Raw genomic sequence first — 646 nt, forward strand, 5'->3', positions numbered from 1 at the left:
GGGGGGGGCGGGGGGGGGCGGGGGGCGGGGGCCGGGCGGCGCGCCCGCCGCCCCGGGGCGCGGCGGGCGGGCGCCGTGGCGGGGCCCCCCACCCCGCGGGGCGCGCGGGCCGCGCGCGATGCCGCTGCTGGTGCAGACGCAGGTGCAGACGCAGGTGCGGGGGGCGATGTCGGTGCCGGTGCCGCCAGGGCTGCAGGCGCGGCGTCGGCGCGCTCGCGCGCATCGGCCACGCGCGCGCCGGTGACGGTGACGCTGTCCAGCGCGGTCGACGTGTCGGCGGCCGCCGCTTCGTAGGCCTGGCTGCGCGCGGGCAGGACGGGAGCGGGCTCGGGCGGCGCAGGCGAGGCGGCCACCTGGGCGGCCGGCGCCGTCGACGGGATCGCCTTGGCCAGAGCCGGTGCTGGCCCCTCTACGGGCGCCGGCGGTGGCGCAGCAGCCGTTTCCTGCGCGACCCGCGCCGGGGCGGGGGGCACAGGGCTGTCGAGAGATGGCGGCGCGGCGGCAGCGTCGACCGCCACTTCGGCGGCGGTGGCCGGCATCGCCGGTGGGGGAGATTCCGGCTTCAACTGCCAGGCAATACCCACCGCGAACACCAGCGATGCGGCCAGCCCCAGTGCAGCGGGCAAGCGCGAGCGCGGGCGGCGCC

At 81.4% G+C, this 646-nt stretch carries 1 pseudogene; it reads right to left on the reverse strand.

Annotated features, from left to right (window positions below):
- Positions 1–566: pseudogene (locus ACOZHM_RS20690) on the reverse strand (hypothetical protein); the annotation flags it as partial.
- Positions 567–646: the final 80 nt, after the last annotated feature.

It is taken from the genome of Stenotrophomonas sp. PD6 (assembly GCF_049199305.1).
Taxonomy (GTDB): domain Bacteria; phylum Pseudomonadota; class Gammaproteobacteria; order Xanthomonadales; family Xanthomonadaceae; genus Stenotrophomonas.